5 protein-coding genes are annotated in these 6111 nt (G+C 41.4%); 4 read left to right on the forward strand and 1 reads right to left on the reverse strand.

Translation table 11 applies throughout. The features are described 5' to 3' along the window. Nucleotides 1-2 precede the first annotated feature (2 nt). From GF409_08180 to GF409_08190, 3 genes are all read left to right on the forward strand, one after another. On the forward strand, nt 3-1574 hold the full coding sequence (locus GF409_08180) for a radical SAM protein (GenBank protein MBD3427182.1): 1572 nt from the start codon (nt 3-5) through the stop codon (nt 1572-1574). Nucleotides 1575-1880: 306 nt separating this feature from the next. Further along, a complete protein-coding gene (locus GF409_08185; protein MBD3427183.1) occupies nt 1881-2282 on the forward strand; it encodes an Rrf2 family transcriptional regulator in 402 nt (133 codons plus the stop codon). A gap of 24 nt (nt 2283-2306) precedes the next feature. Continuing rightward, nucleotides 2307-3152: a TSUP family transporter gene (locus GF409_08190; protein MBD3427184.1), complete on the forward strand. Its 846-nt coding sequence runs from the start codon at nt 2307-2309 to the stop codon at nt 3150-3152. Nucleotides 3153-3468: 316 nt separating this feature from the next. Here GF409_08190 and GF409_08195 read toward each other — a convergent pair whose 3' ends face one another. Further along, nucleotides 3469-3906: a hypothetical protein gene (locus GF409_08195; GenBank protein MBD3427185.1), complete on the reverse strand. Its 438-nt coding sequence runs from the start codon at nt 3904-3906 to the stop codon at nt 3469-3471. A gap of 551 nt (nt 3907-4457) precedes the next feature. Here GF409_08195 and GF409_08200 point away from each other — a divergent pair. Further along, on the forward strand, nt 4458-5414 hold the full coding sequence (locus GF409_08200; protein ID MBD3427186.1) for a hypothetical protein: 957 nt from the start codon (nt 4458-4460) through the stop codon (nt 5412-5414). Nucleotides 5415-6111 lie beyond the last annotated feature (697 nt).

Raw genomic sequence — 6111 nt, forward strand, 5'->3', positions numbered from 1 at the left:
AAATGATCGATCCGTTAAAGAAAAGATACAGATTCAGGATAGTAGATCCGGCTTACCCGGCGTTTAATGTCTATTCGTTCAATGCTGGTAGGACAACCCCTTTAGGACCCGTGTGCGTGGCGACTGCGGTTAATAAGATGGAAAGATGGGGCGCAGAAGTTATTGATGAAAATAATCTCAGGAGGTATGGTCCCAAATCCGGATCGGGTGGCGCGGATCATGAGTTCTTGCAAAAATTAAGGCCCGCGGATGTTGTGGGACTTTACGGGGGGCTTACGAGCACGATCCCCAGGCTTTATGAAATAGCTAAATTTTACAAAAATAAAGGAATAACAACCATTGCCGGGGGGCACCATTTTGTTGACGAGACCATTGAAGAAGCTCTTTCATCGGGCGTTGATTACATAGTTATAGGCGAAGGGGAAGAGACCATAAAAGAACTTTTACGAACCCTTATGAAAAAAGGTGATCTGGCAAAAGTGCAGGGTATAGTTTACAAGCAGAACGGTGAGATAATCCGTACGCCGGCAAGAAAACCCATAACCGATTTCGACAGATTACCTTTACCTGATTTCTCTTTAGTGAGGTGCGCAAAGATAGTGGTGTATCCTGTCGGGAGAATAAGAGGGTGTGGTATGGATTGCGAGTTCTGCGCAGTTAAGGGAAAACCAAGATGTGCTTCCGTGGAAAGATTAATGGAACAAATAACAAATGTTGTCGAAACGACAAAGGCAAAGAAATTTTTTGTAGTTGATGATCTTTTTGGCCAGCAAAGGTCCGAAACCATCAGGTTTTGTAATATGCTGAGAGATTATCAAAAGGCCATAGGCGTAAGACTGGATGTCGGTGTGCAGATAAGATTAGACATGGCAAAGGATACTGAGCTTCTTTCCGCGATGCGCCAGGCAGGGATCAGTTTTATAGCTATTGGGTATGAGTCGCCGATTGAAGAGGAACTAAAGGTCATGAAAAAACATCTTGATCCTGAAGAGATGCTTTATCTTACAAAGATATTCCGCAAAGCAGGATTCTTGATACATGGAATGTTTATTTTCGGATATCCAATGAAGGCAGGTGTTGATTTTAAGATGTCGGAAAAGGAGAGAGTAAAACGTTTTGAACAATTTATTAATAAAGCACGACTCGATACTGTTCAAGTCATGTTGCCTATACCGCTTCCGGGTACCCAGTTAAGGGAAAGACTTAAAAGCGAGAACAGGATATATCCTATTGAAGATGTAGGCTGGGAATATTATGATGGCAACTTCCCCGTTTTTCATCCCGACGAACCCATGACATCTAAAGAGATGCAGAAGTCAACAATGGAAATAATGAGAGGGATCTTCCGTTTTAAGAATATGTTTATGGTGGGGATAAATGTTCTATTGACTCCAGGGATAATTCTTTCTCCCCATAATATAAAACATGGATGGCGAAGATGGTATCGTTTTTGGAGGCAGTCTCTGGTTAGATTTGGGGGATGGATTTTGATGAAAAAATGGTCAAAAGCTTTCTATAAAGGCGACTTTTTAGATAAGTTAATATCAGCAGAAAAACGTTTAGTAAAACACTGATTTTTTAAGCGAAACTATCAGGGAAATTGTAAAAAAGTTGTATGGCAAGCGCGGGGTTCGGTTGCAAAAAAAGTATTTATAACGACCTATGCTGACATGTCTCCTGTTTCCTCTCTCCGTCAGTTATATTTTAGAACTTCCTAAAATCAATCATTTTAAGTATTAACTTTACCTGTTAAGAGATCTTCAAAGTCTAAAATCTTTGCGAATTTTGATATTTTTGTTTATTTAATTAAATTTGCTTTTTTATCACTTTTATTGTATATTAAGTAAATATACAAACTACACAAAAAAAGGGGGGGCAATATGAAGCTGACTACAAAGAGTGAGTACGCCTTATTGGCATTGATCCATCTTGCCAGGAGAAAGGACAACGGATATGTGAAGATGGAAGAAATAGGAGAGAAGTATGATCTTTCCAAAAAGTATCTGATACAAATATTCAATGCTTTAAGGCAATCAAGGTACATTAAAACCAGGAGGGGGGCAAACGGAGGTTTTATGCTTGCCAAGAAACCGGAGAAGATAAGTCTAGCTGAGGTCGTGAGATTAATGGATGGGGCGCTGGCTCCGACGTTATCTGTGAGTAAATATTTTTTTGAAAGCAACCCACTAGAAAAGGAGAATAAAGTTATTAATGTTATGAAAGAGATCAGAGATTATGTTTCCAAAAAAGTTGAAAGCATAAAAATATCCGATTTGCTGTGAAGCATCAAAAAGGTGGTTGGTAGGATGTTCGAATTGTCATTAGGCACTATTCTGGGAATAGTATTTCTTGCCTTTTTTTGCGAGTATATGGACTCCACGCTTGGTATGGGATATGGAACGACAGTGACACCCGTACTTTTAATTATTGGATATGAACCGTTACAGGTAGTTCCGGTTGTCCTGATATCTGAATTGATTACCGGGTTATTAGCAGGGTATTTTCACCACAAAGAAGGAAATGTGAATTTTCAGCCTAAAATAATTGATTTGGCGGCAATTAAGGAGGAATTAAAGTCCTTCGGGTATATTCAAAGCCTTAGTAGAAATATACCCATACATTTAAAGGTGGCTTTGATTTTGGCGCTGTGCAGTATAATAGGCACTATTTTTTCCACTTTTATAGCGGTTAATTTGCCTAAATATTGGGTCAAAGTTTACATAGGCGCTGTGGTGCTAATGATGGGGATTATTATTCTAATATGCTTCAACAGGCAATTTAAATTTTCATGGAGGAAAATAGTAAATTTAGGGTTAGTTGCATCATTTAATAAAGGCATAAGTGGCGGGGGTTATGGCCCGGTAGTAACCAGTGGGCAGATCCTTTCAGGTGTTGAGGGTAAAAGCGCTGTTGGGATTACTTCATTAGCCGAGGGGTTAACTTGTGCTGTAGGGATAATATCGTACCTGTTGATTTCAAAGTCCTCCTTAGACTTACGATTAGCCCCTTTTATTGCTGTTGGGGCGGTTGCGTCCATACCCTTTTCTGTAAAAAGTGTGAAGAAAATGACTGAAAAAAAATTGAAAATAGCCATAGCGATATTGAGCATAATCTTGGGTATAGTTACTATTACAAAAACGATAAGTGGATAAAAATTTTGTCACAAATTTAACACATTGACGTTTGCGATCCCGCAAGTATACTTAATTAGAGAAGATGGGGGAGTAGTTATCTAATTCCTCCCCCTCCGCCGTTTTACAACCCACTAGCAGAAAACCCAATGAATAAATCTCCTAAAATATTTGGCATAGGCTTAATATTCGTCTAAAAGTGAGCCATGAAATATATCCATAAATTGTAGGAAACAGGATCTATACCTGCACGGACAACATACATCCAGTGACACGTTTCTATACTATAATGATGTTTATCCCGCCCTTGATATGTGTCAGTTTGCTCTTTTAGTTATTACAGCTGGGCGTTTTTCCCGCCGTAATAATATGATAAGATAAAACTTTTAGAAAGGTTCATGACTACTGTAAGAGCTATCCAGTAAACTGTTACGGCTGTAGGTATCTTCAGGATTGCCCAGAAATTCGAGATCCAGTCGCCGAGACAGAAGCCTATGAGCAAAAGACCAAATATTACAGCGCTTTTATTCTTGCTGAAGTTGTTCGTAATTGACGAAGAAATAAAAAATAAGAACCAGATGACGATCACGATATTCCAGAGATAATCAGCCGTCAGTGAGATCAGCACTTTCGGGACGGTTATGGGGAAATCCCATATGTCCGTGGGAGGGATCTTGTATATCCAGGAGAAACCCATGCTGTTCACAGCATTGGCAGCCAGGTCCACGCAGAAAATAAGAAAAGCCGCTGTGATAAGTTTGGTTTTTGAGTTCATGATAGTACTCCTCTTTTCTAGGGTTTATTGGTATTACAAGCTTACAAAAGAGTCTTTTTTAAGTATACTTATCGAAAAAAGCTTTGTCAAACCGGTCTAATTAAGGTTGGATGGATATGGAACCAATCAAACGGGGATCAAGTCTTAACCACTTACTCTAAATCCCGTTGCGGACATAATGCGATAATGCGGAAACACATGGGCCGATCCATAAGAGCCTGAACGGTCGCAGAGAGATAAGGAAGGGTTTTATAGTGCGGTAGAAATGCTTGTTAAAGTGAAGTATTAACACTTGACCCCTATAGGCCCCCATAGGAGACTCCCAAGATAAGTAAGAGATTAAATGAATAAGATAAGAGGCGAGCAGTCCTATCCCTCTCTCCGGCATACATTTTCATCAAGCAGTTAATCCCCTTGACCTTAGGTCTAAACGTTCTATAATAAAGAGGTTAGCTGTTTTTAAAGGTGACACAGCGGTTCTTCTTACCAGAGACGATGTGTTAACATTGCGCTTTACAAATTACAACTTATAACTTGCAAGGACTCATCACGTGGGAGCTTTTTGGGGCATAGTTGCCGGATCAGTTATAGCGGGTATTCTCGCCGGCGGGGCGCTGACCTACATTAAATACAAGGTTTTCCGCGACGTGGCGCCGGTTCGGGCCGTACTGTCCGGAAACGTCAGAAAACTGTGGTTTTTCCTCAAAATATTGCGGATATCCCCTTACGGAGAACGCTTCGCTTACGGGAAAGTCTATAAATGGGCTTATCCCAGGCTTAAATATAAATACGCGCACGTAGCCGCCGCCGAACTGAACCGGATAGACATGTTGAAATTACTTCTGGATCACAAGGTGGATCCCAATTTTGCGGAGGACAAAAAGAACACCGCTCTTAAGGCCGCCTGCAGAAACAACAATAGGAAAATGGTGTCCCTTTTGTTCGATCACGGCGCTTCCATGTACGAAAACCCCGGGAAATACAGTTTATTCAAAACCGACGAGGATAAATACAAGCACGGAGACCGCACCATACTTGACTTCGCAAGGGAAAATGCCGCTGAAATGGTGCCTTTTCTTGAGCGAGAATTCCAGAAAAGAGGATTTAACGATAAGCTGAGAGAGAAAGCCGCTGAAGCCGAGAAAAAGAGACAAGAGGAAAGGGCCCGTGAACAGGCCGAAAAGTACGAAGAGATCAGGGGCCGGGAGGCCGCTAGGAAAAGGATCGCCGAGGCCCTCAATATCGCGGTGCTTGTGGGCTATGAAAGAGAGGCATTTTCCCATGAGATCGACGATGTCACCGAAAGGGGCCTGTTGAGGCCCGATTGCGAGATAGTGCTTACAACTCGCATTGGCAAGGGCGAGATTGACCCAAGCGAAGGGTCCGTGGCGTGGAGCAAGCACATGAAGAAAATTGGGCGCTACGGGCTTGCCGACTCTACCCGCGCGCGTGATATCAAGCCGTTGTCTTACGGAGGGGCCCCGTTCTGGCTCGTCCAGCTCGTGTAAAAGCGCGAGAAAGAACGGCGCGTCTTAAAGCTCACATCTAGCAATTATACGCGACCCTAAGCGAGGCCAACAGGGCGCTTTACGCAGATTCTTTCCAAGTAATAATTTACGAAACAAATATTGAATTCCTAATGTCTCTCTTTTTCCGCCCTTTTATTACACTTTTTGAATTTCTTTTGAGATAATTCGATGTCAGTGGATTTAATTAACAGCACTACATAATATTTTGCAAATAATTCTTTTATGGGGTATGCTTTCAGGCATGAGAAGGATCTTGATCTACAGTTTGATAATAACAACTGTCACGTTTACCATAGTAGGTTGTTCGCATACGATACATAAAAGGGAACCGGATAAACGGAATCCTGCAGACCAGGGAAGCGAGACAAAATTTTTATTGAGAGGTCCAAAAGCTGTTATACAACATGAGTTTTAGTGCTCGAACTGTACCCATCTGTTTCCAGAATAACTTCATGTCGATGTAAAAGTATGTAAATATCCGTAGTAAGGATATTGTTTTAGATCAAACACCTAAGGCCTGAAATGCTCTGAATTAGGGGGGGCAGATGGCAGATCACCACACATTCGGTTATTTACAACAAAGACTATCCAGCGGCAAGATCGTGCTAAATAATTTCATCGACGAAGTCAACTAGCTCGACTTCAACAGATTCAGCAGTATACAATATAGTAAGGC

The organism is Candidatus Omnitrophota bacterium (genome assembly GCA_014728045.1).
In the GTDB taxonomy this organism is placed as follows: Bacteria; Omnitrophota; Gorgyraeia; order Tantalellales; family Tantalellaceae; genus WJMH01.

Coding starts and splice junctions, on each gene's coding strand:
- GF409_08195 (MBD3427185.1), bottom strand. CDS start 3,906: ATGAACTCAAAAACCAAACTTATCACAGCGGCTTTTCTTATTTTCTGC.
- GF409_08180 (MBD3427182.1), top strand. CDS start 3: ATGATCGATCCGTTAAAGAAAAGATACAGATTCAGGATAGTAGATCCG.
- GF409_08190 (MBD3427184.1), top strand. CDS start 2,307: ATGTTCGAATTGTCATTAGGCACTATTCTGGGAATAGTATTTCTTGCC.
- GF409_08185 (MBD3427183.1), top strand. CDS start 1,881: ATGAAGCTGACTACAAAGAGTGAGTACGCCTTATTGGCATTGATCCAT.